Origin of the sequence: Cellulomonas telluris, assembly GCF_004886325.1 — a bacterium.
Classification (GTDB): domain Bacteria; phylum Actinomycetota; class Actinomycetes; order Actinomycetales; family Cellulomonadaceae; genus Cellulomonas; species Cellulomonas telluris.
In genome coordinates this window covers 113491-137954 of record NZ_QXFN01000003.1, presented here as the reverse complement: position 1 = coordinate 137954, position 24464 = coordinate 113491, and the positions used below count along the sequence as shown (strand labels likewise).

Annotated in this window: 19 protein-coding genes; 5 read left to right on the top strand and 14 right to left on the bottom strand. The window is 76.0% G+C overall.

All coding sequences use genetic code 11. The annotated features are described in order from the left end of the window. Positions 1 to 220: 220 nt before the first annotated feature. The 8 genes from araA to FB586_RS09410 form a co-directional block, all read right to left on the bottom strand. A complete protein-coding gene (araA, locus tag FB586_RS09445) occupies positions 221 to 1729 on the bottom strand; it encodes an L-arabinose isomerase (protein ID WP_136519098.1) in 1509 nt (502 codons plus the stop codon). A gap of 28 nt (positions 1730 to 1757) precedes the next feature. Beyond that, a complete protein-coding gene (locus FB586_RS09440) occupies positions 1758 to 2477 on the bottom strand; it encodes an L-ribulose-5-phosphate 4-epimerase (RefSeq protein ID WP_136519097.1) in 720 nt (239 codons plus the stop codon). A 58-nt stretch (positions 2478 to 2535) separates the two neighbouring features. Further along, positions 2536 to 4137, bottom strand: a complete 1602-nt coding sequence (locus tag FB586_RS09435; protein ID WP_136519096.1) for a xylulokinase — start codon at positions 4135 to 4137, stop codon at positions 2536 to 2538. A 136-nt stretch (positions 4138 to 4273) separates the two neighbouring features. Beyond that, positions 4274 to 5308: a LacI family DNA-binding transcriptional regulator gene (locus FB586_RS09430; RefSeq protein ID WP_306419158.1), complete on the bottom strand. Its 1035-nt coding sequence runs from the start codon at positions 5306 to 5308 to the stop codon at positions 4274 to 4276. A gap of 4 nt (positions 5309 to 5312) precedes the next feature. After that, the gene (gene proC, locus FB586_RS09425; RefSeq protein ID WP_136519095.1) at positions 5313 to 6143 is read right to left on the bottom strand and encodes a pyrroline-5-carboxylate reductase; all 831 of its coding nucleotides are present in this window, start codon (positions 6141 to 6143) and stop codon (positions 5313 to 5315) included. 210 nt (positions 6144 to 6353) lie between these two features. Continuing rightward, positions 6354 to 7313 carry a putative endonuclease domain-containing protein gene (locus tag FB586_RS09420; RefSeq protein ID WP_136519094.1) on the bottom strand — a complete coding sequence of 320 codons (960 nt, stop codon included), beginning with the start codon at positions 7311 to 7313 and terminating at the stop codon, positions 6354 to 6356. Between the two features lie 241 nt (positions 7314 to 7554). After that, on the bottom strand, positions 7555 to 9123 hold the full coding sequence (locus FB586_RS09415; protein WP_136519093.1) for a DUF7059 domain-containing protein: 1569 nt from the start codon (positions 9121 to 9123) through the stop codon (positions 7555 to 7557). Between the two features lie 64 nt (positions 9124 to 9187). Then, positions 9188 to 9889: an endonuclease/exonuclease/phosphatase family protein gene (locus tag FB586_RS09410; protein WP_168800520.1), complete on the bottom strand. Its 702-nt coding sequence runs from the start codon at positions 9887 to 9889 to the stop codon at positions 9188 to 9190. A 162-nt stretch (positions 9890 to 10051) separates the two neighbouring features. Here FB586_RS09410 and FB586_RS09405 point away from each other — a divergent pair, with 162 nt between their 5' ends. Both FB586_RS09405 and FB586_RS09400 read left to right on the top strand, forming a co-directional pair. Then, positions 10052 to 13036, top strand: a complete 2985-nt coding sequence (locus FB586_RS09405) for a glycosyl hydrolase (RefSeq protein WP_136519091.1) — start codon at positions 10052 to 10054, stop codon at positions 13034 to 13036. Between the two features lie 271 nt (positions 13037 to 13307). Then, positions 13308 to 13967, top strand: a complete 660-nt coding sequence (locus tag FB586_RS09400) for a hypothetical protein (protein WP_136519090.1) — start codon at positions 13308 to 13310, stop codon at positions 13965 to 13967. A 129-nt stretch (positions 13968 to 14096) separates the two neighbouring features. Here FB586_RS09400 and FB586_RS09395 read toward each other — a convergent pair whose 3' ends face one another. Continuing rightward, positions 14097 to 16418 (bottom strand): sodium-translocating pyrophosphatase, encoded by a 2322-nt coding sequence (locus FB586_RS09395; protein WP_136519089.1) that lies wholly within the window; start codon positions 16416 to 16418, stop codon positions 14097 to 14099. 138 nt (positions 16419 to 16556) lie between these two features. Beyond that, a complete protein-coding gene (locus FB586_RS09390) occupies positions 16557 to 16892 on the bottom strand; it encodes an STAS domain-containing protein (RefSeq protein WP_136519088.1) in 336 nt (111 codons plus the stop codon). Between the two features lie 169 nt (positions 16893 to 17061). On the opposite strand from FB586_RS09390, the gene FB586_RS09385 reads away from it, so the two are divergent. Both FB586_RS09385 and FB586_RS09380 read left to right on the top strand, forming a co-directional pair. Next, the gene (locus tag FB586_RS09385; protein WP_136519087.1) at positions 17062 to 17643 is read left to right on the top strand and encodes a SigE family RNA polymerase sigma factor; all 582 of its coding nucleotides are present in this window, start codon (positions 17062 to 17064) and stop codon (positions 17641 to 17643) included. Then, positions 17640 to 18734 (top strand): hypothetical protein, encoded by a 1095-nt coding sequence (locus tag FB586_RS09380; RefSeq protein WP_136519086.1) that lies wholly within the window; start codon positions 17640 to 17642, stop codon positions 18732 to 18734. Before FB586_RS09385 ends, FB586_RS09380 begins: the two co-directional genes overlap by 4 nt. Before the next feature lie 18 nt (positions 18735 to 18752). Here the strand turns inward: FB586_RS09380 and FB586_RS09375 are convergent, their stop codons facing one another. Further along, positions 18753 to 19481 (bottom strand): anaerobic ribonucleoside-triphosphate reductase activating protein, encoded by a 729-nt coding sequence (locus tag FB586_RS09375; protein ID WP_246036673.1) that lies wholly within the window; start codon positions 19479 to 19481, stop codon positions 18753 to 18755. Positions 19482 to 19489: 8 nt separating this feature from the next. Then, positions 19490 to 21331 carry a ribonucleoside triphosphate reductase gene (locus FB586_RS09370; protein WP_222928339.1) on the bottom strand — a complete coding sequence of 614 codons (1842 nt, stop codon included), beginning with the start codon at positions 21329 to 21331 and terminating at the stop codon, positions 19490 to 19492. 243 nt (positions 21332 to 21574) lie between these two features. On the opposite strand from FB586_RS09370, the gene FB586_RS19415 reads away from it, so the two are divergent. Continuing rightward, on the top strand, positions 21575 to 21901 hold the full coding sequence (locus tag FB586_RS19415; protein ID WP_168800519.1) for a hypothetical protein: 327 nt from the start codon (positions 21575 to 21577) through the stop codon (positions 21899 to 21901). 65 nt (positions 21902 to 21966) lie between these two features. On the opposite strand, the gene FB586_RS09365 is transcribed toward FB586_RS19415, so the two are convergent. Both FB586_RS09365 and FB586_RS09360 read right to left on the bottom strand, forming a co-directional pair. Beyond that, the gene (locus FB586_RS09365; RefSeq protein ID WP_222928338.1) at positions 21967 to 23685 is read right to left on the bottom strand and encodes a 5-oxoprolinase subunit B/C family protein; all 1719 of its coding nucleotides are present in this window, start codon (positions 23683 to 23685) and stop codon (positions 21967 to 21969) included. Beyond that, positions 23682 to 24464, bottom strand: coding sequence for a LamB/YcsF family protein (locus FB586_RS09360; protein WP_136519084.1), 783 nt, complete (start codon positions 24462 to 24464; stop codon positions 23682 to 23684). Before FB586_RS09360 ends, FB586_RS09365 begins: the two co-directional genes overlap by 4 nt.

The following is a 24464-nucleotide window of genomic DNA, read 5'->3' as shown; positions in this document are numbered from 1 at the left end:
AACCACGGTCTGCACACAACGCATCCACGACGCCGAGCGCTGGACCGCCCGCCGCCCGCAATCCGATACGGATCCGCGATGTTATGCCATCTGTGCAGGTCAGGCGTGCTGTGTCGTATAAGTCACACCCTCGGACCTGGGCAGACGTCCGGGGACGCGACGAGGGGCGCCGACCGCGCCGAGCGCACGGTCGACGCCCCTCGGGCGTGCGGACGTCGGGTCAGAACCCCTGGGCCAGCCGGTGGTAGACCTGGTTCCAGCGCACCTCGGCGGCGAAGCCACGGCGCGTCGTCGACTCGTCGATGACGAGCAGCTCCGTCCGCGTCATCTCCGCGAACATCTCCCACGCCTCGATGCCCACGGCCGTCGTCAGCACCGTGTGGTGCGCGCCGCCCGCGGTCAGCCAGCACTCCGCGGACGTGGTGAAGTCCGGCCGCGGCTCCCACACCGCACGCGCGACCGGCAGGTGCGGCAGCGGCGCGCTCGGCGGGACGACGTCCACGACGTTCGCCGTCAGGCGGAACCGCTCGCGCATGTCGGCCAGCGACACCACGACGCCCGGGCCGGCGTCCGCGTCGAAGACCATGCGGACGGGGTCCTCCTTGCCGCCGATGCCGAGCGGGTGGACCTCCACACGCGGGCGCGACGTGGTGAGCGTCGGGCAGATCTCGAGCATGTGCGCGCCGAGGATGCGCTCGGCGCCCGGGGTCAGGTCGTAGGTGTAGTCCTCCATGAGGGACGCGCCCCCGGGCAGCCCCTCCCCCATGACCTTCGCCGCCCGCACGAGCACCGCGGTCTTCCAGTCGCCCTCGGCGCCGAAGCCGTAGCCCTTGGCCATGAGGCGCTGGACCGCGAGCCCGGGCAGCTGCCGCAGGTCGCCGAGGTCTTCGAAGTTCGTCGTGAACGCCGTGGCGCCGCGCTCGGTGAGGAACGACTCGAGGGCCAGCTCCTGGCGGGCGGCGTAGCGCAGCGACTCGTGCCGGTCGCCGTCGCGGCGCAGCTCCGGCACCACGTCGTACAGCTCCTCGTACTCCGCGACGAGCGCGTCGACGTCGGCGTCCGCGACGGCCTCCACGGCCGCGACCAGGTCGTTGACGCCCCAGGTGTTGACCGAGACGCCGAACCGCAGCTCCGCCTCGGTCTTGTCGCCCTCGGTCACCGCGACGTTGCGCATGTTGTCGCCGAAGCGGACCAGGTTCAGCTCCTGCACGGCACGGCGGGCCGCCGCCGCACGGACCCACGTGCCGACGCGGCGCGTCACGGCCGGGTTGGACACGTGGCCCGCGACGGTCGTGCGCGGCACGCCCAGGCGCGCGGCGACGTACGCGTACTCGCGGTCGCCGTGCGCGGCCTGGTTGAGGTTCATGAAGTCGAAGTCGATGGTGTCCCACGGCAGCTCGACGTTCGCCTGCGTGTGCAGGTGCAGCAGCGGCTTGCGCAGCTGGTCCAGGCCGGTGATCCACATCTTCGCCGGGCTGAACGTGTGCATCCACGTGATCACACCCAGCACGCGGTCGTCCGCGTTGGCGTCGAGCATCGCGCGGCGGATCGCGTCGGCGTCCTTGAGGACGGGCTTCCAGACGACGGTCACGGGGACGTCGTCGGACGCGTCCAGCTGCGCCGCCACCTGCTGCGACTGCTCCGCGACCTGGCGGAGGGTCTCCTCGCCGTAGAGGTCCTGCGAGCCGGTGAGGAACCAGACCTCGCGGTCGGCGTAGGGCTTGCTCATGGTCTCTCCTGTCCTGGTCCGGCCGGCGTCAGCGCTGGCCGTAGACGTTCTGGTAGCGGGCGTACAGGGAGTCGACGTCGCTCTGCGCGATCGGCAGCGGCTCGCCGAGCTGACGGCTGACGTGGACGGTCCGGGCGACCTCCTCGCACATGACCGCGGCCTTCACGGCGGCCTTCGCGTCCCGGCCGATCGTGAAGGGCCCGTGGTTGCGCATGAGCACCGCGGGGCTGCGCGAGTCGCGCAGCGTCTCGACGATGCCGCGGCCGATCGAGTCGTCGCCGATCAGCGCGAACGGCCCGACGGGGATGTCACCGCCGAACTCGTCGGCCATCATCGTCAGCACGCACGGCACCGGCTCGCCGCGGGCGGCCCACGCGGTCGCGTACGTCGAGTGCGTGTGCACCACGCCGCCGACCTCGGGCATGTGCCGGTACACGTAGGCGTGCGCGTCGGTGTCGGACGACGGCGCGCGCGTGCCCTCGACGAGGGTCCCGTCGAGGTCGCACACGACCATCGCCTCCGGGCTCAGCTCGTCGTACGTCACGCCCGACGGCTTGATGACGAGCAGGTCGCGCTCGCCCGGTCCGGCGTCGAGGTCGACGACCACGCGCTCGGAGACGTTGCCGGCGGTCCACACGACGAGCCCCCAGCGGGGCAGCTCGGCGTGCAGCGCGCTGACGCGCTCGCGCGCGGCGGCGACGGCGTCGCGCACCGCGGCCGGGTAGGCGTCCAGGGTCGTGCCGGTCATCGTGCTCCTCCTCCGCGCGCCGGGCGGGCGCGCCCGTCGATGCTGCCCGGGCAGCCGGTCACAGGGACCCGACCGCGGCGCGCTCGACGGCGAGGCCGGCGCGGTAGCGGTCGAGGTAGGCGGTGAAGCCGGCGACGTCGTCCGGGTCGGGCGCCACCTCGTCGAGGTCCGCCCCGGCGAGGACGTGCTCGCCGAGCCACGTCGCGAGGTCCTGCCCGGGAGCCGCCTGCAGGTACGCGGCCAGCAGGGCGATGCCCCACGCGCCGCCCTCCCCGGCGGTCCTGCCCACCGCGACCGGCACGTCGAGCGCCGCCGCGAGCAGCCGCTGCGCGACGCCCGCCGTGCGGAACAGCCCGCCGTGGGCGAACAGGGTGTCGACGCGCACGCCCTCGTCCGCGAGGACCTGCATGCCCAGGCTCAGGGTGCCGAAGACGCCGTACACCTGGGTGCGCGCGAAGTTCGCGAGCGTCAGGCGGCTGTCGGGCGTGCGGACGACGAGCGGACGGCCCTCGGCGAGGCCCGTGACCGGCTCGCCGGCCAGGTAGTTGTAGGCCAGCAGGCCGCCGCCGTCGGCGTCGCCGTCGAGCGCCGCGCGCAGCAGCGCCCCGAACACCGCGTCGGGGTCGGCGTCGTGCCCGAGGGCCGCGACCAGCTCGCCGAGGACGCCCGCCCAGGCGGCGAGCTCGCTCGCGCCGTTGTTGCAGTGCACCATCGCGACCGGGTCGCCGGCCGGCGTGGTGACGAGGTCGATCTCGGTGTGCACGCGCTCCAGGGCGTCCTCGAGGACGACCATCGCGAAGATGCTCGTCCCGACGCTGACGTTGCCCGTGCGCGGTGCGACCGACGCCGTGGCGACCATGCCCGTGCCCGCGTCGCCCTCGGGCGGGCACAGCGGCGCACCGGGGCGCAGCGTGCCGGTGGGGTCCAGCAGCGCCGCGCCCTCGTCCGTCAGCCGGCCCGCCTCCTGCCCCGCGAGCAGCACCTCGGGGAGCAGGTCCGCGACACGCAGCCCCGGCGCACGGTCGGCGACGAGCGCGTCGAGCCGCCCGAGCATGCGCTGGTCGTAGCCGCGCGTGGCGGCGTCGATCGGGAACACCCCCGACGCGTCGCCGACGCCGAGCACGTGGCGGCCGGTGAGGCGGCGGTGCACGTACCCGGCGAGCGTCGTGATCGACGCCAGGCGCGGCACGTGCGGCTCCTCGTCGAGGACCGCCTGGTACAGGTGCGCGACGGACCAGCGCAGCGGGATGTTGTGGCCGAACGCCTCGGTGAGCTCGGCGGCGGCGCGCTCGGTCGTCGTGTTGCGCCACGTGCGGAACGGCACGAGCAGCTCGCCGTCGGCGTCGAACGCGAGGTACCCGTGCATCATCGCCGAGACGCCGAGCGCGCCGACGGTCTCGAGGTGGGTGCCGTAGCGCTGCTCGACGTCGGCGAGCAGCTCCGCGACGCACGCCTGCAGCCCCGACCAGACCGCGTCGAGCGAGTACGTCCACAGCCCGTCGACGTAGTCGTTCTCCCACGCGTGGCCGCCGGCCGCGAGCGGCGTGCCGTCGGGCGCCACCAGGCTCGCCTTGATGCGGGTCGAGCCGAGCTCGATGCCGAGCGAGGTACGGCCTGCGGTCACGTGGTCGCGTGCGGTCTCGACGTCGGGCGCGGTCATCGCGGCTCCCGGGGATCGGCGCGTCGCCCGGCCGCGGCGTCGCGGCGGGCGCACCGACGGCGGGACGCCGTCGGCCGGTTCGATGTTAGCGCTCACATGGGACGGACGGAAGGGCACGCGCCCCAGGGCCGGCCGGTCAGGGAGCCGACTCGCGGACCACGAGCTCGGGCGCGATGAGCTCACGCGTGGGCTCCGCACCACCCAGCGCGTCGACGAGCACACGGACCGCGTGCGCGCCCAGCTCCTCGAACCCCTGCCGCACCGTGGTCAGCGGCGGCGCCGCGAACGCCGATCCCGGCTCGTCGTCGAAGCCGACGACCGCCACGTCGTCCGGCACCCGCACCCCGGCACGCCGGAACGCGTGCAGCAGGCCCAGCGCGAGCTGGTCGTTCGCCGCGAAGACCGCGTCCGGCACGCCCTCCTCCACCAGGCGCCGCCCGATCACGTCCCCGTCCGCCGCCGACCAGCCCGCCGGCAGGGGCGGCGGCACCGGCACCCCCGCCGCGTCCAGCGCCGCACGCCAGCCCCGCAGACGGTCCCGCGCGTCGAACCACTCGTCGGGCCCGGCCACGTGCACCACCGTGCGGCGCCCCGACGCGAGCAGGTGCTCCGTCGCCGCGCGCGCCCCGGCCTCCTGGTCCACCGCCACCGCGCCGGCGCCCACGAGGTCCGGCGCCGACGACACGACCACGACCGGCACGGGCGCCTGCACCGACCCCAGCGCGGCGACCGTGTCCGTGCGGGGCGCCACGACGACGATCCCGTCCACCCCCTGCGCGAGGAAGTGCTCGACCGCGGGCACGACCTCGTCCGGGCCGAACGAGCGCAGCGTCGCGACCGACACGTACCGGCCGGAGTCCCGCGCCGCCTGCTCGAGCGCCACCAGCGTGCTCGTGGGCCCGAACAGCGCGGACCCCGGCGTGACGACGCCGATCGACCCCGTGCGCCGGGTGACGAGCGCGCGCGCCGCCAGGTTGCGCCGGTACCCCAGGGTGGCGATCGCCTCGAGGACCCGCGAGCGCGTCTCGGGCCGCACGCTCGGGTGGTCGTTGAGGACGCGCGAGACGGTCTGGTGCGACACCCCGGCGAGCGCCGCCACGTCGCTCATCGCCGGCGGCCGCCCGGTGCGGGCGCCACGGTGGCGGACGGCGCCGAGCGCGTCGGTGGGCACCGGCTCAGCCCGCGTCCGGCCGGCCGAGCTCGCGCGAGCGCTCCGCGGCCGCACGGACCGCGGCGACGACACCCGCCCGCACGGCGTGCGCGTCCAGCGCCGCGACCCCCGCGACCGTCGTCCCGCCGGGCGACGAGACGCGCTCGCGCAGCACCGCCGGGTGGTCCCCGGTGCTGGCCACCATCGCCGCGGACCCCTCCACCGTCGCCACGGCGAGCCGCGTCGCGAGGTCCCGGGTGAGCCCGAGCAGCACACCGGCCTCGGCGAGGGCGTCGACGAGGTAGAAGACGTAGGCGGGGCCGGAACCGGACAGGGCCGTGACGGCGTCCATGTCCCTCTCGCCGACCCGGACCACGACACCCGTCGCGGCGAGCATGCGCTCGACCAGGGCCAGGTGCTCGTCGCCGGCGGCCGCGCCCGGCGCGATCGCGCTCGCGCCCTTGCCGATCAGCGCGGGCGTGTTGGGCATGACGCGCACGACCGGCGTGCCGGCCGGCAGGGCGTCCTCGTAGGTGCGCAGCGGGACGCCCGCGGCGACGCTGACGACCAGGGCGCCCGGGCGCAGGACGGGCCCGACCTCGGCGAGCACCGCCGGCACGACGCCCGGCTTGACCGCGAGCAGCACCACCGCCGCGTCGGCGACGGCCTCGCGGTTGGACCCGGCACCGGTCACGCCGTGCTCGTCCGCGAGGCGCGCGACCGCCGTCGCGTCCCGGTCGGCGATCACGACCCGTTCCGCCGGCCAGCCGCCCGACCGCAGGCCCGCGGCCAGCGTCCCGCCCATGACCCCGGCACCCAGCACCGCCACCGTGGGCGTCCCACCCTGCTCCGTCATCGCGCTCCTCCAGGGCCACCGCGCCGCACCGGCCGCACCGCACCCGGCCGCCCCGGGCCCTCGACGCCCGGGACCCGGCCCCGGGAGCCTACCGACCCCCGTCCCGAGCTTCCGGCTCGCCTGCCCGGCCGAACCCGGACTTGTCCGCGCCGTCGCCGCGGTGAACGCGGAGAAGTCCGGCTTCGTCGCCTCCGGCAGGGGAGGAAGGGGTCAGGCACGGGCCAGGTGGGCGGCCACCGCCGGGGCCACGACGTCGCCGCGGAGGACATCGCGCGCTGTGAAGCGCAGCAGGTCGACGCGGCCGGTGGCCGTGATCGCGTTCTGCCGGGCGCGGTCGCGGAAGAGTGCGTCCGGCGTCCCGTGGGGTCCGACCCCGTCGAGCTCGACGACGAGGAGGCGTCCGTCCCGCATCCACCAGCCCAGATCGCCCCGGGCGACCACCCGTCCGTCGGCGCGCCGGACCGGCACCTGGAGCTCGTCCGGGCCCACGCCGGCGTCGTGGCACTGCAGTCGGGCCCAGGTCTCGAGCGGTGAGGCGGAGCGGGCGTCCGCGAGATCGAGCCACGGACGGACGGACGCAGCGCCGCGCCGGCCTCGCAGGAGGTGGCGGACCGGGTCGACGCCGCGCGGGAGCAGCCTGCGGTGCAGCGCGGAGTCGAGCAGTGCGACGGCGTGGTCACGATCGAGCTCGCATACCGCCTGCGCCAGTGCCCACAGCGGAGGCGCGACGCGGGCACCGCGCACCACGACGACGGGCATGCCGGCGTCGAAGGACCGGACGACGACCGACCCGCGGGGACGTCGGTGGCTCGCTCCCGGCAGTGCCGCCTCCGGCCGGATGTGCTGCGGCAGCCCCTCGACCCCGAGGAGCGCGAGGGCACAGGCGCCGACGGCGATCGCGTCCTGCCCCGTCGCGAGCAGAGCGAGCCACGCGGCGCGCCGCCGACGCTGCGCAGGGTCGACGACGAGACGGGCGGGAGCAGCCGCGGTCAGGGTCGGGGCGGCGTCGAGCACCCCGCGCTGGACCGCGAGGAGCCGACCGCTGCGGACGAGGCGGGCACGTCGCCCGTGGTCGACGCCCTGCTCGTCGCACTGCCGCGCTGACAGGAGCCCCTCCTGGCGCAGGGCGGTGCGCAGCAGAGGGGCAGGGATCGGGGCGGGGGGACGCACACCGGGACGACACCACGGCACCGCTCCCCGTGGTGCCGGACGGGTCATGTCGGTGGACGCACCGCCCCGAGGCACCCCTGTGGACGCCCCACCCCCTCCCCCTCCCTCTCCCCAGTCGACAGCCGCCCCGACATCGACCCCGGACTTCTCCGCGTGACGACGTCACGTCACGTGGACAACTCCGGCTTCGACCCGGCGGGACGGTGGGACGACGGGGTGGATCGGGGCAGGAGGGAGCCCGTCAGGGGGTCGGGAGGTGGAGGAGGCCGTCGGCGACGAGGCCGCGGGCCGCCGGCAGGAGCTCGGCGGCCAGGTCGGCGGCCGGCACGTCGAGGAGCGCCGCGAGCGCGGCGACGATCTGCCCGGTGGTGAGCTCGCCGTCGCACGCCCCGACGAAGGCCGCGAGGGCGGTGCCCGCGCGCACCGTCACGCCGAAGCCGCCGCCCTGGCGCAGCAGCACGACGTTCGGGTCGACGGCACCGGGCTCGAGGTAGCGCTCCTCGGTGACGTCGCCCGCGACCTGGAGCCGCACGTCCGCGAGCGCGCGGTCGTCCAGCCGGCGCAGCGCGTCGTGGGCCTCCAGCCCCGCGGCGAGGACCGGCCCGAGGGGCTGGCGGACGGGACCGGTCCGGTCCTCGAGGCGACGCAGCGTCGGCGCGCCGGCGACCGGGCGGCGCAGCGTGACGACCGCGAAGGCCACCGACTCCACGTCCCGTGAGCCGAGGTCGTCCAGCCACGCGCCGTACAGGTCGCGCCAGGCGGAGCCGTCGGCGGGCGTGGTGCCGCCGTCGCGGATCCACGTCTCGGCGTACTCGGCGGGGTCCTGCTCGTCGCGGCGGACGACCCACGCGTCGAGGCCGGCGGCGTCGACCCACGCGCCGATCCGCTCGTCCCAGCGCTCGCCGCGGCGGACCTCCCAGTTCGCGAGGAGCTGCGCGACGCCGCCGGGTGCGAGCACGTCGCCGACGCCCGTGACGAGGTCGCGCACGAGGTCGTCGCCCGAGCGTCCGCCGTCGCGGTAGTCGTACGCGGGCACGTCGGGGCGGCGAGGCGTGATGACGAACGGCGGGTTGCTGACGACGAGGTCGAACTCCTCGCCCGCGACGGGCTCCAGCATCGACCCCTGGCGCAGCTCCACGCGGTCGGGCCCGAGGCCCGCGAGCGCGGTCGTGAACCGCGCGAACGCGAGCGCGCGGGCGGACAGGTCGGTGGCGACGACGTGCTGCGCGTGCCGCCCGGCGTGCAGCGCCTGCACGCCGCAGCCGGTGCCCAGGTCGAGGACCCGGCCGCGCGGGCCGCGCACGGTCGCCTGGGCGAGGGTGACCGACGCGCCGCCCACGCCGAGCACGTGGTCCGTGCGCAGGGCGCGCCCCGTGGCGAGCTCGCCGAGGTCGGACACGACCCACCAGGCGGCCTCGCCGGCGCCGTCGACGGCCGCGTACGGGCGCAGGTCGACGACGGCGCGCACCTCGTCGTCGTCGCCGGCGCCGGCCGTCGTGACGAGCCCGAGGCGGCGGGCACCGTCGACGCCGAGCGTCGGCAGCGCGGCGGCGAGCGCGCGAGCGGGCACGGGCGCGCCGAGCACGAACGTGCGGACGAGGGCCGCGACGGGGTCGTCGGCGCCCGCCGTCGCGCGCAGCGCCGGCAGGGCCTCGCCGCGGTGCAGCGCACCCGAGGCGACCGGCCCGAGCAGCGTCTCGACGTGGTCGACGGTGTAGCCGGCGGCGCCGAGGTCCTCGCGCAGGGCGGCCACGAGGGCGTCGTCGACGACGGGGGCGTCGGGGGTGGTGTGTGCGCTCACACCCGCCATCGTCGCAGGACGCGGGCGTGGGCCGCGTCGGGCGTGGGCGCCGACGGCCCGGCGGCGGGTGCGGTCAGGCCGCGGGCAGGGCGACGTCGACCACGAGCGGCCGGTGGTCGCTGGCGACCCCCACGGGGGCGTCGTCCGGCACGCGGGCCGCGCGGACGTCCATCCGCCCGTCGACCAGCACGGCGTCGATGCGCATGCGGGGCGCGTCGGCGGGGTAGGTGGGGTGGTCGGCTCCGGCGGCCGTGGCCGCGTCCTGCAGCCCGGTCCCGGCGGCGAGGAGCGCGGTCCAGGACGGGCCGCCGGGGCGCTCGTTGAGGTCGCCCGCGACCAGCACGGGCCCGCCCGACGCGGCGCCGGCGAGCCGCCCGGTCAGCAGCTCCACGTGACGGGCCCGCTCGTCGGCGCGCAGCCCGAGGTGCACGACGACGACGCGCACGCCGTCGACCAGCGCCACGGCGACCCCGCGGCGGGTGAGCCCCGGGTGCCACGGCAGCCGCAGGGCGCGCGCGTCGTGCACCGAGCGGTGGGGGGCCACGAGCATGGCGGTGGTCCGCGCTCCCCCGCCGGAGACGGCGACGCGCAGCCCCGTGCGCGCGGCGAACCGGCGCAGCCGCCACCGGCCGAGCAGCCGCCGGGGCGGCTCCTGGACGGCGAGCACGTCGGGCCGGGCGGTGCGCACGACGTCGACGAGCGCGTCGACCTCCTGGCGTAGGCCGCGCAGGTTGTACGTCATGACCCGCAGGGTGCGGCGGTCGGGAGAGGGCACGGCTCCTCCGGCGGATCGGTGGCTGCTGTCCGCCCGGGAGGCTAGCCGGTCGGGCGAAGCGATTCGCGTGGTTCCTGCCCTCTGTCCCATCCGGACTTAGTTCGGTAGGTTGACGAAGTCTGTCCGGTCGCGACGGCGCGGCCGCACTCCCCGGGAGGTTCGATGCCGAACCGCGCCACCCCTGCCCACCGCCGCGTCCTCGCCGCCGCGTGCGCCGCCGCCACCGCGCTCGGCGTCGGGCTGCTCGCGACGCCCGCCGCCGGCACCGGCCCCGCACCGGTCGCCGCCGGCGACGCGGTGCGGATCGTCGACCCCGACGCCACCGCCGCCACCCGCTCGCTGTTCTCCTACCTCGACGGCGTGCGCGGCGAGGAGATCCTCGTCGGCCACCAGCACTCGACGTCGTTCGGGCTGACGATCGGCGAGCCGGACGGCACGACGTCCGACGTCGCGAACGAGTACGGCGACTTCCCCGCGGTGTTCGGCTGGGACACGCTGATCATCGCCGGTGACGAGCGCCCGGGCACCGCCACGAACACCACGGAGCAGAACATCGCGCTGTTCGCCGAGTACATCGAGAAGGCGCACGCGATCGGCGGCGTCAACACGATCAGCGCCCACATCGAGAACTTCGTCACCGGCGGCTCGTTCTACGACACCTCCGGGGACGCCCTGCGCGCGGTGCTGCCCGGCGGCTCCCACCACGACGACCTCAACGCCTACCTCGACGACATCGCGACGCTCGCGGGCGAGGTCCGCGACGCCGACGGCGAGCTGATCCCGATCGTCTTCCGGCCCTGGCACGAGAACGCCGGCTCGTGGTTCTGGTGGGGCGCGGCGTTCGGCACGCCCGGGGAGTACCGGGAGCTCTACCGCTACACCGTCGAGTACCTGCGCGACGTCAAGGGCGTCGAGAACTTCCTCTACGCGTGGACGCCCGGCGGCGGCTTCGGCGGCGACGAGGACGTGTACCTGCGGACGTACCCGGGCGACGCGTTCGTCGACGTGCTCGGGCTCGACACCTACGACGACACGGCTTCGCAGGCGTTCCTCGACGGCCTGGTCGCGGACCTCGCGCTGATCGCCCGGCTCGCGGACGAGAAGGGCAAGGTGTCCGCGTTCACCGAGTTCGGCGTCACGGGCGGGGTCGGCACGAACGGCGCGAACCCCGAGGAGTGGTTCACGAAGGTCCTCGCGGCGATCGAGGCCGACCCGGGCGCGCGGCGCAACGCGTACATGCAGACGTGGGCGAACTTCGACGCGGGCCAGCACTTCGTGCCCGTCGGCGACGACCCGCTGGTGCCGGACTTCCAGGCGTTCGTCGACCACCCGTTCACCGCGATGTCCGGCGACCTCGACGTGGCCGACGTCTTCGGCCGTGACGTCACGACGACGCCGCAGCCGCCGCTCGTGCACGTGGTCAGCCCGGCCGACGGCGCCCGCGTCGCGACCAGCCCGACGACGCTGCGGGTGGCCGTCGACAACCTCGACGCCGACGCCGTCGAGGTGACCGTGACGCGCGGCGGCGACGAGCAGGTCGTGGAGCTCGCGCACGACGGCGGCCTGTGGTGGACCGGCGAGCTCACGGTCCCGGCCGAGCAGCTCGACAACAGCACGGCCACCGTGACCGCGCGCGTCCTCGTCGGCGGCGAGGTGGCGCTCACGGAGACGTCCCGGGTGGTGCTCGGCCCGCGACCCGCCTTCCCGCCCGGCGTCGTGGACGACTTCGAGGGCTACGGCGACGACACCGCGCTGCGCGCCGAGTACGTCACCTACGGGGCGAACACGATCAGCCTCGAGACCGGCAGCGTCGGGCAGGGCACGAAGGCCCTGCGGCTCGACTACGACTTCGCGACGCAGACGTACACCGGCGTCGGCAAGCAGCTCGACGGGGACTGGTCGGACTTCAACGAGCTGACGGTCTGGGTCGACCCCGACGCCTCGGGCAACCGGCTCGTCCTGCAGCTCAAGGCCGGCGGCGTCTCCTACGAGGCGTACCCGTCGCTGGCCGGCGACGAGCCGCAGCAGGTGACGATCCCGTTCGTCGACTGGCGACCGGCGCCGTGGGACACCGCCAACGCGGACCGGCGCATCACCGACGAGGACCTGCGCACCGTCGAGCAGTTCAACGTGTACGTCAACGCCGCCGAGGACGGTGCGACGTCCGGCTCGGTCGTGCTCGACGCGATCGCGGCGCTGCCCGGCACGGAGCCGCCGCCGCTCTTCTCCGACGTGCCGAAGGGCCACCCGTACGAGGCGGACGTCCTGTGGCTGCACGCGCAGGGCGTCGACGGGTACGCGGACGGCACGTTCCGGCCCGAGCGGGTGGTGCTCCGCGAGGACGCCGCCGACTGGCTGTACGCCTACGCGGGCGAGGACGCCGCGCCGACGGTCCGCCGGCCCACGTTCTGGGACGTCCCGCGCCGGCACCCGTCGTTCGCGGCCGTCGAGTGGCTCGCAGCCGAGCAGGTCGCCGACAGCCGCCCGCTGCCGCTGTTCCTGCCGTGGGTGCCGCTGGACCGGACGACCGCGGCCGTGTGGCTGCACCGGCTGGCCGGCGAGCCCGAGGTCGAGGGCGACCTGCCGTTCACCGACGTCCCCCGCGCCGCACGCGCCGCCGTGCTGTGGGCGACGCAGACCGGGGTCGTCGAGCCCGCGTCGCCGACGCGGTTCGGCGCGCTGGGGCCGGTGCTCCGCCAGGACCTGGCGCGGTCCCTGCACCGGCTCGACGCCCTGCCCGAGCCGCTGGAGCCGACGGTGCTGTTCGACTTCGCCGACGGCACCGACGGCTGGACGGCGATGAGCGGCACGGCGACGGCGGCGGACGGCGCGCTCGCGGTCGCGGCCGGCGCGGACGGCACGTGGGTCGGCACCGGCGCCGCGCTTGACCTGACGGGCCGGACGGCGCTGGTGTTCGACGCCGACGCGACGACCGGCTTCGACACCAAGCTCGCGCTGCAGGTCGGTCCGTCGTGGCAGTGGTGCGAGACCGCCCCCACCGGCTGGGTGCCCGGTCCCGCGCAGGACGTCGTCGTCGACCTGACGACGCTCCCGGCGGAGTGCGCGGCCGGCCTGGCCGACGTCCGCGGCCTGCACCTGTACCTCAACGCGGGCGAGCACGTGATCGACGACGTCGAGGTGCGCTGAGGGACCGCCACGACGCCGGCCGGACCGGCCTCCTCCTCGTCGTCCGGTCCGCCGCCGGCCCGGGTGCAGCCCGCACCCGGGCCGGCGGTCCGCCCGGCACCGCCCTGCGGCCTCCTGCACCGCTCTGCGGCGTCCCGCGGCGTCCTGCCGCCGAACGGGTGTCGCCCTGCGCCCACGGCGCGCCCGGTAGCGCCGGGTCCGCGTAGATTGGCCACGACCCCCACTCCGATGCGGTGCGCCCGCGCGCCCGCACGCCTCTCGAGGAGCCCCCTTGCGTCGTTCGCTCGCCCTGGCCACGGCGGCCGCCACCGCCCTCCTGCTGACCGCCTGCTCCGGCGGCGACGACGCCGCCGAGCCGGAGGCCGGCGCCGGCTCGTCGGCGAGCGCGGACGCGCCGGCCGAGGACGCGGGCGACGACGAGCCCGCGGGCGGCGGCGACGAGGAGTGCGTCCTGGGCACCTGGGACGTCGACACCGACGCGATGGCCCAGTCCATGCAGGAGCTGCTCGGCGGCGCCGAGGTCGGCGACATGCAGATGACGCTGGACGGCACGATGTCGTACGAGTTCGCCGAGGGCGGCACGTTCACCGCCACCTCCGACATGACGTCGGGCGTGACGATGTCCGCCGAGGGCATGGAGATGGTCACGGACTCGACCTCCGAGGGCACCATGACCGGCAGCTGGGCGGTCGCGGGCGACCAGCTGACGCTGTCCGACCTCGACACGAGCGGCCTGACCGTGACGACCTCGGGCACGGTCAACGGCGAGCCCCTCGAGATCCCCGAGGGCTCGACCGAGGGCATGATGGCCGCCGCTCCGCCGACGACCTCGACCATCACGTGCACCGACGACACGCTGACGCTCGTCACGACGTCCGAGGCCGTCGAGGGCGTCGAGCCGATCTCGAGCGAGATCACGCTGCGGCGCTGACCCGCGACCGTGGTGCCGCGGCCCGCGGCACCACGGTCCTGCGACGCGGCCCAGCGTGCGACGCACACCCCTGACGCCAGGAGCGCCCGGTCCCCCGAGGGGGCCGGGCGCTCCTGCGTCACGAGGGGGTCAGCCCACCCGCTGCTGCTCCGCGGGCGCGGCGCCGCCGGCGGCCGTCTCGTGCTCGAGCCGCCCCTCGCGGTCCACGCGGGCCGCGCGCAGCCGGGACGCGACGACCGCGCCGAACGCGATGAGCGTCGCGGCCACGGCGATCGCGAGCCGGACGGTGTGGTTCGCGTCGTCGCCGACGGAGACCAGCACGACGGCCGGGGCGATGAGCACCGACACGAGGTTCATCACCTTGATGAGCGGGTTGATCGCCGGGCCGGCGGTGTCCTTGAACGGGTCCCCGACGGTGTCGCCGATGACGGCCGCGTCGTGCGCGGGCGAGCCCTTGCCGCCGTAGTTGCCGTCCTCGACGATCTTCTTCGCGTTGTCCCACGCCCCGCCGGAGTTGGCGAGGAACACGGCCATGAGCACGCCGGACCCGATGGCACCGGCGAGGAAGCCCGCGAGCGGCCCGACGCCGAGCCCGAAGCCCACCGCGATGGGGGCGAACGCGGCGAGCAGGCCGGGGGTCGCGAGCTCGCGCAGGGAGTCACGGGTGCAGATGTCGACGACCTTGCCGTACTCGGGACGCACCTCGCCGGTCATGATCCCGGGGTTGTCGCGGAACTGGCGCCGCACCTCGAAGACGATGGCGCCCGCCGCGCGGGTCACGGCGTCGACCGCCAGGCCCGAGAACAGGAAGACCGTGGCGCCGCCGAGGATCACGCCGACGAGCGTGACGGGGCTGATGATGTCGTAGGACATCATCGCCACGACCAGGTCGTCGCCGACCTCGCCCGTCACCTCGCGCAGCGCGGTGGCGACCGCGTCCGCGTACGAGCCGAACAGGGCCGTCGCGGCGAGCACGGCGGTCGCGATCGCGATGCCCTTCGTGACGGCCTTCGTCGTGTTCCCGACCGCGTCGAGGTCGGTGAGGATCTGGGCGCCCTCGGGCGTCACGTCGCCCGACATCTCCGCGATGCCCTGCGCGTTGTCGCTGACCGGCCCGAACGTGTCCATCGCGACGATGACGCCGACCGTGGTGAGCAGGCCGCAGCCCGCGAGGGCGATGAGGAACAGCGCGAGCGGCACGGAGCCGCCCGCGAGCAGGAAGACCCCGCAGATCGCGGCGGCGATGATGCCGGCCGTGTAGACGGCCGACTCGAAGCCGACGCCGATGCCGGAGAGCACGACCGTCGCCGGGCCCGTGAGCGTCGTGCGCGCGACGTGCAGCGTCGGCTTGCTCGTCGTGCCCGTGAAGTAGCCGGTGACCCAGAGGATGACGCCCGCGAGCACGACGCCGATGAGCACGGCCGCCGAGGCGACGAGCCGCGGGTCGCCGGCGTGCGTCTCGAGGCCGGCCGTGCCGCCCGACAGCGCGGCGAACGTCGACGGCAGGTACAGGAACGCCGCGACGGCGGCCAGCACGACCCCGACCAGCGCGGACACGTAGAAGCCGCGGTTGATGGCGGCGAGCCCGCTCTCCGAGCCCCGCACGCGCGTGATGGCGACGCCGAGCGCCGCGACCAGCGCACCGACCGCCGTCACGATCAGCGGGAAGACCATGCCCTCCTCGCCGAACGCCGCCCGCCCGAGGATGAGCGCGGCCACGAGGGTCACCGCGTAGGACTCGAACAGGTCGGCCGCCATGCCGGCGCAGTCCCCCACGTTGTCGCCGACGTTGTCGGCGATCGTGGCCGCGTTGCGCGGGTCGTCCTCGGGGATGTGCTGCTCGACCTTGCCGACCAGGTCCGCGCCGACGTCCGCCGCCTTGGTGAAGATGCCGCCGCCGACCCGCATGAACATCGCGAGCAGCGCCGCGCCGAAGCCGAACCCCTCGAGCACGGCCGGGGCCTCCTGGCCGTACACGAGCACGACCACCGCGGCGCCCAGCAGGCCGAGCCCGACGACGGCCATGCCGACGACGCCACCCGTGCGGAACGCGATCCGCGCGCCCTCGGCCCGCCCGCCCGGCTGCGACGCCGCCGCGGCGACCCGCAGGTTGGCGCGCGTGGCGAGCCACATGCCGAGGAACCCGATCGCGGCGGAGAACCCGGCGCCGACGAGGAAGAACAGCGAGCGCCCGAGCTTGACGCCCCCGTCGCCCGGCAGCAGGAACAGCAGCGCGCACACCACCGCGGCGAACAGCGCCAGGGTGCGGAACTGCCGGCGCAGGTACGCCGACGCGCCCTCCTGCACGGCCTGCGCGATCTGCTGCATCGACACCGTCCCCTCGCCGGCGGCGAGGACCTGGCGCCGGAGCACCGCCGCGACGACCAGGGCTGCCACCGCGATCACGGCGATGGCGGAGACGATCGTGATGCTCGTGGCACCGAGCTGCATGCGTCCTCCTCGACACCTGCGGCGCGACCCCCTGTGCGCGCCGGGTCCGCACGGCCCCGTTGCCGCCGGACCCGGCGAAGTCTAGCCAGACGGTGTGACGTGGGTCGCACCGGTCCGTGACCTCCGGCGGGGCCGTGGTCAGCCGGCGAGCGCCTCGTCGAGCGTGGGGTGGATCGTGAACACCTGGTGCAGCCCGGTGATGCGGAAGACCTTGAGCAGCGGCTCGGCGTCGAGCACGAGGGCCATCCGGCCGCCGGCGGTGCGCACGCGCTTGAGCGTGCCGACGAGCAGGCCGAGTCCGGTGGAGTCCATGAACGTCACGCCGGTGAGGTCGACGACGAGGTCGGTGCCGCCCTCGGCGACGGTCCGCGCGAGCCGCTCGCGCAGCAGGTCGGCGCTGGCCACGTCGATCTCGCCCGCGACGTGCACGACCGTGCGCGCGCCGACGACCTCCTGCTCCACCTGCACGTCCACGCCACGCCTCCCCACGGACCGACCGGAGAATTCAAGCACCCGCCGGCGACGCCGCCACAGGGGCGGCCCAGGTCACCCGGACGGCCCTGCACCCAACCTTCCGGCCCGCCCGCCCGTCTGACAGGGTGAGCGCGGCCACCGGGGGCGTGCCGGACACGCGGAGGTGCCCGTGGCGAGCTGGGAGGACGCGCTCGACGAGCTCGTCCGCACGCGCGGGCGGGCGCTGGTCGGGTACGCGTACCTGCTGACGGGCGACCTGCGCGAGGCGGAGGACCTGGTGCAGGACGCGCTCGTGCGCACGTTCACGCGGGGGCGCGGCACGCGCGAGGTCGTCTCGGCCGAGGCGTACGTGCGGCGCGCGGTGCTCACGACGTACGTCGACGGCTTCCGCCGGCGGCGGCACTGGGCGACGATCCGGCACCTGACGGTCGTCCCGGAGGCGAGCCCGTCCGACGGCCCCGAGGCCGGCCCCGAGCACGTCGTCACGACGCGCCTGACGGTGCAGCAGGCGCTCGCGACCCTCCCGCCGCGCGTACGGGCGTGCATGGTGCTGCGCCACTTCGACGACCTGACCGTCGCGCAGGTCGCCGACGTGCTGTCGCTGTCGGTCGGCGCGGTGAAGCGCTACCTGTCCGACGGCACACGCGCCCTGGAGGCCCGGCTCGGCCCCGTCTCCGGGCGCGACGGGTCGGACGCCGACGACGCCGAGCACCCGGACGACTCCCTCCTCACCCCCCGGAGGCCGCGATGAGCACACGCCTGGACCTGGCCCTGACCGAGATCGCCGACGCCGCGGGCCGCGCCACGGCGCTGGTCGAGCCCGCCGACCCGACGGCGACCCTCACCGTGCACCGGATCGCGGCGCGGGTGCGGCGCCGGCGGGCCGTGCGCGCGGGCGCGGCCGGCGCCGTGGCGGCGAGCGCGGCGGGCGCCGCGGCGCTCGTGGGGCCGGGGCTCGCGTCGGGCCCCGTGGTCGCTGCCCGGCCCGACGCCGCCCCCGGCACCTGCGGGTCGTCCGTGGCGCGGCTCCCGGCACCCGACGCCCGCCTGGCCGAGCTGCACGTCGCCTCGGTCTCGCAGTTCGAGCAGACGCCCTCGGGCTCGGAGCACCTGGGCTCGTGGGGCGGCACGAGCGCCGTGCTGCTCGCCTGGCGCGGGGCGGACCAGGACGTGCCCGCCCACGAGCTCGTCCTGCCGGACGCGGAGACGGCGCCCCTGACCGCCGTCCTCGAGCAGGACGGCGTCGTCGTCGCCGTGTCGCCCGCGTCGGCCGACCTCGTCGACACCGACCCGTGGTACGAGCCCGAGCCCGGGACGACCGTCGAGCGCTTCCTGCCGGAGGGGGTCGACCAGGACGAGGCCGTCGTCACGCACCGGCTCACGGTGGGCCTGACGCGGTGCGACGACCCGGGTGCCCGCCTGCCCGCGGGTGACTACGGCCTGCTCCTGCTCGACCGCGCCGGCTCGGGGTCCACCGTGCGGGCGGCGACGGCGGCGGGGACGCTGGCGGTGGCGAGGCCGGCGGGGGCGCCGCCGACCGGGCTGCCCGCGGGCTTCCCCGGGTCGGTCCCGCTCGCCGGCGGGGAGCTGGTCTCGGTGCGTCAGCCGGATCCGGGCAGGTGGGTCGTGCAGCTCGACAGGCCCGAGGAGGACGCGCTCGGCGAGGCGGAGGCGCTCCTGCGGGAGGTCGCCGGCGACCCCGGCCACGACCCGGGCGAGGACGGAGCGTGGTTCCGGCACGAGCGTGACGGGTGGCGCGTCCAGGTCCTGCGCGGCCAGGCGCCGTCGGGGCGGCCGACGCTGACGTACCTGGTGCGGACCGACGACCCGGGCCCGCGGTGACCTCGGGCGCCCGGCCCGTCAGCCGCCCGCCGGGCCCGGACGGGCCGCCCGCGCCGCCGCCAGCGCCTGCCGGTACTCCGCCGTCGTCCCGTCCGGCCGCACCTGCTGCAGCACGTGGTCACGGACGCCGAGGTCGGCCAGCACCCCGGTCAGCTCCGCGACGTCGTCGTCCGTGAGGACCGTCGGGTCCACGGTCGTGCGGACCTGCACGTCGACGCCGCTGTCCAGCACCGTCCGCAGCGCCGCGAACGCCAGGTCGGCGCTCGTGGTCCCGCCGCCCGTGCGCGTGATCGCGCGGTAGAGGCGGGCCGGCGCCTTGACGTCGAACCCCACCCAGTCGACGTACGGCAGCAGCAGGGGCAGGCGCGCCGGGTAGGCGCCCGACGTGTGCAGCCCGACGCCGAACCCCGCCTCGCGCACCTCGCGGGCCGCCGCCACCACGCCGACCTGCCGCGTGGGCTCCCCGCCGGACAGCACGACCCCGTCGAGCAGGCCGCGGCGGCGGGCCAGCAGGTCGCGCACGTCCTGCCAGGGGACCGTCCCGGGCGTGCGCGGGTCGAGGATCGCGCTGTTGTGGCAGTACGTGCAGCGCCAGGGGCAGCCCTGCAGGAAGACCGTCGCGACGAGCCGCCCCGGCCAGTCGACGGTCGACAGGCGGGTGAGCCCGGCGATCGCGAGCGTGTCGGCCTGCGGCCCGGGTGCGCCCGCGGCGGGCGGGCACGCCGTCAGGGCGTGAGCGGTCGTCACCGTGCCCGTCACCGTGCCCCCGCCCCGGCCGGCTCCCGGAACGGCACGCGCTCGGCGTGCTCGCCCTGCTTGCCGACGTTGAACGAGCTGACGGGGCGGTGGTAGCCCATGACCCGCGTCCACACCTCGCACACCGTCACGACGTCGTCCTCCGCGCAGGTGGGGCACTCGGGGTGCTCCCCCGCCAGGTAGCCGTGCCGCGGGCAGATCGAGAACGTCGGCGTCACCGTGAGGTACGGCAGGCGGAACGTGCCGAGCGCGCGGCGGACCAGCTCCTTGCACGCCTGCGGGCTGGACAGGCGCTCCGCCATGTACAGGTGCAGGACCGTGCCGCCCGTGTACCGGGTCTGCAGCTCGTCCTGCCGCTCCAGGGCCTCGAACGGGTCGTCCGTGAACCCGACGGGCAGCTGCGAGGAGTTCGTGTAGTACGGGTGGTCGTCGGTGCCGGCCTGCAGGATGCCGGGGAACCGCGCGCGGTCCTCCTTGGCGAACCGGTAGGTCGTGCCCTCCGCTGGGGTCGCCTCGAGGTTGTACAGGTGGCCCGTCTCCTCCTGGAACTCGACCATCCGCGCCCGGACGTGGTCCAGCAGGCGCAGCGCCATCGCGTGACCGCGCGGGTCGGTGATGTCGAACGCGTCGTGCGTGAAGTTGCGGACCATCTCGTTGACGCCGTTGACGCCGATCGTCGAGAAGTGGCCGTCCAGCGTGCCCAGGTAGCGGCGCGTGTACGGGAACAGGCCCTCGTCCATGAGGGTCTGGACCTTCTCGCGCTTGAGCTCCAGCGACGTGCGGGCGAGGTCGAGGAGCCGGTCGAGCTCGGCGAGCAGGGCGGCCTCGTCCCCCGCGAACCGGTACCCCAGGCGCGCGCAGTTGACGGTGACCACCCCGACGGACCCCGTCTGCTCGCCCGACCCGAACAGGCCGTTGCCGCGCTTGAGCAGCTCGCGCAGGTCCAGCTGGAGGCGGCAGCACATCGAGCGCACGTCGCCCGGCTTCATCTCGGAGTTGAGGAAGTTCTGGAAGTACGGCAGCCCGTACCTCGCCGTCATCGTGAACAGCAGGTCCGCGTTGGGCGAGTCCCAGTCGAACTCCGGCGTGATGTTGTACGTCGGGATGGGGAACGTGAAGACGCGCCCCGAGGCGTCGCCCTCCGTCATCACCTCCATGTACGCCCGGTTGAGCACGTCCATCTCCGGCTGCAGGTCCCCGTAGGTGAAGTCGCACGGCTCGCCCGCCACCAGCGGCACCTGGTCCTTGAGGTCGTCCGGGCAGACCCAGTCGAACGTGAGGTTCGTGAACGGCGTCTGCGTGCCCCAGCGCGACGGCACGTTGAGGTTGTGGACGAGCTCCTGGACGCCCTGGCGCACCTCGCGGTACGTCAGCCCGTCGAGCCGGACGTACGGCGCGAGGTACGTGTCGAACCCGCTGAACGCCTGCGCTCCGGCCCACTCGTTCTGCATCGTGCCGAGGAAGTTGACGACCTGGCCGATCGCGGCGCTGAAGTGCCTGGGCGGGCGCGCCTCGACCGTGCCCGGCACGCCGTTGAGCCCCTCCTCCAGCAGCCGGCGCAGCGACCAGCCCGCGCAGTAGCCGGACAGCATGTCGAGATCGTGGACGTGCAGGTCGCCGTCCCGGTGCGCCTGGCCGACGGCCCGGGGGTAGACGTGGCTGAGCCAGTAGTTCGCGATCACCTTGCCGGCGGTGTTGAGGATCAGACCGCCCAGCGAGTACCCCTGGTTGGCGTTCGCGTTGACGCGCCAGTCGCTGCGGTCGAGGTACTCGTCGACGGACGGGCCCACCTCCACGACGGGGTGCTCGGGGGCCTCGGCGGGCTGGTCGGGGCGGGTCATGGCTGCTCCTCGGGACGTCGGGTCGGAAGCACCAGAAGAGCGCGACGACCACAACATGTAGGGGCGCGACGCGCGGGCGGTGCCCACATGTTCCAGACTTCCGGGTCGCCCGGCCCCCTGTTCCGGGACGTTCGTCCCGCACCGGCGGGGGCAGGACGCCGCGAACCGGCCACGCGGCGCGGGGCCCGCGCGTAGCCTCTGCGGCAGCCGACGGCGGCGTCGGCCCGGACCGAGGGAGTCCCCGTGCCACCACGCCTGTCCCCCCGCACGCTGGTCGTCGCCGGCGTGGTCCTCCTGGTCGCGTCGCTCGTCGTCGAGCTCGCCCTGTCCCTCCTGATGCAGGACATGCTCGGCGACGCGCAGTCGCCCGCCGAGGCCTGGACGCACTACGCGGTCTCGGCCGCGCTCACGTGGGTGCCGCAGATCGCACGGCTCGTGGGCGCGGGGCTCGTGGTCGGGGCGTTCGTCGTGCGCGCGCTGGCACCCGCCGAGGCGGACGAGGAGCCCGCGCTCGCACCCGGCCCGAGGGGCGGGGCGGATGCGGCCGCGGGCGAGGACGGGCGGGGCTGACGGGGGCGACGCGCGGCTGACACGGGCGCGGGCGCGGACGCGCGGGCGCGGGCGACGCGGGGCGCTCAGACCACCGGCGACGGCACCCGCACGAGCCGGACGCGGTCGCCCGGGCGCAGCTGTGCGACGCGGGCACGTCCCTCGCCGGTGAGCACGGCGACGACCGGGTAGCCGCCGGTCACCGGGTGGTCCGGGCCGAACAGCACGGGACGGCCGTCGTGGGGCACCTGCACCGCACCGGCGACCACCCCCTCGGAGGCGAGCTCGGTGTCGTCGCCGCGCGTGAGCGGCGGACCGTCGAGGCGCACCGCCACCCGGTTGCTCGCGGGCGTGACCGTCCACACGGTCTGCCACAGCGCGGACCGCCCGGGCTCGTCGAGCCGACCGAGCCGGGGGCCGTCGACCACCGGCAGGTCGACGACGGAGGGCCCGGCCGGAGGCGCGGCTGCGCCCGCGTCCGCGGCGTCGCCCGCGTCGCCGGGATCGGGAAGTCCGTCGAACGCGGTGCCGTACGCGAGGACGTCCCCGGGACGCAGCGGCGCGGGCCCCAGACCCGACAGCTGGTCGTGCGCGCACGAGCCGAGCACCGGGGGCACGTCCACGCCGCCGCGCACCGCGACCCACGTGCGCAGCCCCCGCGCGGGTGCGTCGAGCACGAGCGCCGCACCGGCGGGCACCCGGACCGCCGTCCCGTGCGCGACCGGGGCGCCGTCGAGCCGCGCCGGCGCGCGGGCGCCGGTGAGCGCGATCGCGGTCGTGGCGCCGAAGGCCAGCACGAGCCCGCCGAGCACCACCTCGAGCAGCGGGGCGTCCGGTGCGTTGCCCACGAGCCGGTTCGCGCGGCGGGCGGCGTCCGGGTCCGCTGCTCCGCTGCGGGGGACGCCGACGTCCGCCAGGCCGGCACGGCCGCCGTCCTGCACGAGCGTGAGCGGCCCCGGGGTGAGCACGGTCAGCCCGCGGTGCGGTGCCGCGTCCGGCGCGGGCGAGGCGACGGGTGCCGGCTCGCGGCCCGCACCGGCGGCCGCGGGGGCGGGTGCCACCGGCTCGGCAGCCCCCGCCGGGCGCGGGTCGAGGGACTCGGCACGGGCGGTGCGGGCGGCGGCGAGGACGGGCGACGGGGCGGCCCGCACGAAGCGGACCGCGTCGCCGGGCGTGAGCAGGGCGGCGCCGTCGCGTCCGCGGTCGGGGTCGAACATGCGCACCGTCGTCGTGCCGAGCAGCCGCCAGCCACCCGGCGTGGCCGCGGGGTAGACCGCGGTGTACTCGCCCGCCACGGCCACCGCGCCCGCCGGGACACGGGTGCGCGGGGACGCGCGGCGCGGCACGTGCAGGACGGGGTCCAGCCCGACGACGTACGCGAAGCCCGGCATGAAGCCGCCGAAGGCCACCCGGTACCCCTGGGGCCCACCCGCGAGGTGGCGGGCGACCACCTCGTCGGCCGACCGCCGCGTGAGCGCGGCCACCTCCGCCAGGTCCTGGCCGTCGTACACGACGGGTACCTCGACGGTACGGACGGGCGCGGGAAGGCCACCCTCGTCGGCGTCCCGGACCGCCGCGCGGACCCTCTCGCGCACCTGCGCCGCCCAGCGCGACCGGGTGCGGGCCGCGCCACGCACCAGGACCGTCCGGGCGGCCGGCACGACGTCCACCACGCCGGGCGGACGTGCCGCCCGCAGCGCGGCGTCGACGGCCCGGACGGCACCGGGCTCGTCGAGCTCGACGAGGACGGCGTCGTCGCCGTAGGGCAGCAGGCGGGCACCGTCCGCCGTCGCGCCGTCGGTCACGCCGGCGCGATCGTCGTGACGAACGGGCGTACCTCGACGCCGGCGGCCGCGAGCGCGGCGCGCACGGCGCCGGCGATCGGCACGGCGCCCGGGGTGTCCGAGTGCAGGCAGAGCGAGTCGGCCGCCACGGGCACGGTGCGACCGTCGACCGCGACGACCGCGCCCTCGGTCGCCATCCGCACGGCGCGCTCGGCCGCCTCCCGGGAATCGGTCACGAGGGCGCCCGGCAGACCGCGCGCCACGAGCGTGCCGTCCGGGGCGTACCCGCGGTCGACGAACGCCTCGGTGGCCGTGCGCAGACCGGCGTCGGCCGCCAGGCGCAGCACCTGCGACCCCGGCAGCCCGAGCAGCACGAGCGCGGGGTCGAGGGCCGCGACCGCCTCGACGACCGCGCGCGCCTGCTCCTCGTCGTGCACCACCGCGTTGTACAGGGCGCCGTGCGGCTTCACGTGCGTCACCCGCGCCCCCACGGACCGCGCCACCGCGACGAGCCCACCGACCTGGTGCACGAGCTGCGCGCGCAGCACGTCCCGCGGGACGTCGAGGCGACGGCGGCCGAACCCCGCGCGGTCGTCGTAGGACGGGTGGGCGCCGACCGCCACGCCCCGGGCGGCCGCGGCGGCGCAGGTGCGCGCCATCGTCAGGGCGTCGCCGCCGTGGTACCCGGTCGCCACGTTCGCGCTCGAGACGAGGTCGAGCAGGGCGTCGTCGCACGCCGGCTCCAGCCGCCACGGCCCGTCGCCCTCGCCGAGGTCCGCGTTGAGGTCGATCACGCTCAC

Bases quoted from the DNA above. Each gene is read 5' to 3' on its own strand.
- araA (WP_136519098.1), bottom strand. From the start codon at position 1,729: ATGAGCAAGCCCTACGCCGACCGCGAGGTCTGGTTCCTCACCGGCTCG.
- FB586_RS09440 (WP_136519097.1), bottom strand. From the start codon at position 2,477: ATGACCGGCACGACCCTGGACGCCTACCCGGCCGCGGTGCGCGACGCC.
- FB586_RS09435 (WP_136519096.1), bottom strand. From the start codon at position 4,137: ATGACCGCGCCCGACGTCGAGACCGCACGCGACCACGTGACCGCAGGC.
- proC (WP_136519095.1), bottom strand. From the start codon at position 6,143: ATGACGGAGCAGGGTGGGACGCCCACGGTGGCGGTGCTGGGTGCCGGG.
- FB586_RS09415 (WP_136519093.1), bottom strand. From the start codon at position 9,123: ATGGCGGGTGTGAGCGCACACACCACCCCCGACGCCCCCGTCGTCGAC.
- FB586_RS09405 (WP_136519091.1), top strand. From the start codon at position 10,052: ATGCCGAACCGCGCCACCCCTGCCCACCGCCGCGTCCTCGCCGCCGCG.
- FB586_RS09395 (WP_136519089.1), bottom strand. From the start codon at position 16,418: ATGCAGCTCGGTGCCACGAGCATCACGATCGTCTCCGCCATCGCCGTG.
- FB586_RS09380 (WP_136519086.1), top strand. From the start codon at position 17,640: ATGAGCACACGCCTGGACCTGGCCCTGACCGAGATCGCCGACGCCGCG.
- FB586_RS09370 (WP_222928339.1), bottom strand. From the start codon at position 21,331: ATGACCCGCCCCGACCAGCCCGCCGAGGCCCCCGAGCACCCCGTCGTG.